This is a genomic window from Leucobacter sp. M11 (assembly GCF_035726885.1).
In the GTDB taxonomy this organism is placed as follows: domain Bacteria; phylum Actinomycetota; class Actinomycetes; order Actinomycetales; family Microbacteriaceae; genus JAPFRB01.
Window position 1 is genome coordinate 650,361 of record NZ_JAPFRB010000001.1, and the last position, 827, is coordinate 651,187.

Below are 827 nucleotides of genomic sequence, written 5' to 3' on the forward strand. Positions count from 1 at the left end.
AGACCACGAAGAGCCGGCGGCGCACCTAGGAGCCCATCAGCCGGTATCCGACGCCGCGGACGGTGACCACGAGCGAGGGACGGTCGAGTTTTCGCCGGATCGAGGCAACGTGCACCTCCAGGGAGCGGCTAAAGCCCGACCAGTCGGTGCCCCACACCTCGCGGATGATCCGATCGCGCGGCGTCGCCACCCCCGGGTAGCGGGCGAGCACCGCGAGGATGTCGAACTCTTTCGGGGTCAGCTCGATGGGCGCCCCCTCGACGGAGACCAATCTGGTGCTGAGGTTGATGTGGACGCCGTCGATCTGCACGACCGAGTGTTCCTGGGGCGCGGGCTGGGCCGTGCGCATCCGCCGGGTGACCGCCTCGATGCGGGCGATGAGCTCGCGCACGTCGTAGGGCTTGACCACGAAGTCGTCAGCGCCCGCGTGCAGGCCCTTGATCCGGGCCTCCACGTTGCTGCGCGCGGTCGCGATCAGGATCGGCACCCCGCAGATGCCGCGGATGCGACGGCAGACATCGATCCCGTCCATGTCGGGCAGTCCGAGGTCGAGGATCACCGCCTCGGTGTCCGGTCCGACGGCGGCGATCGCCGAGGCGCCGTCGCCCACGGTCTGCGGGGCGTACCCCGCCTGGCGCAGGTAGGCGCTCAGCGCGGCGGCGACGCGGGCGTCGTCCTCCACGATCAGGATCTTCACCGCTTTCCCCGTCCCCTCGGTGCGAACTGCTCTGGTCGCCTTCATCGTAGAGGCAACGCAGCTCCGAACCGAACCGGACGTCGGTCCCGCACAACGGCGCGGGTTCCCCCGGCGGGGACGTTCGTCGATC

Annotated in this window: 1 protein-coding gene; it reads right to left on the reverse strand. The window is 70.0% G+C overall.

What is annotated here, in order from left to right; all coding sequences use genetic code 11:
• Positions 1-25: 25 nt before the first annotated feature.
• A complete protein-coding gene (locus tag OOT08_RS03375; RefSeq protein WP_325091130.1) occupies positions 26-697 on the reverse strand; it encodes a response regulator transcription factor in 672 nt (223 codons plus the stop codon).
• Between the last annotated feature and the right edge of the window lie 130 nt (positions 698-827).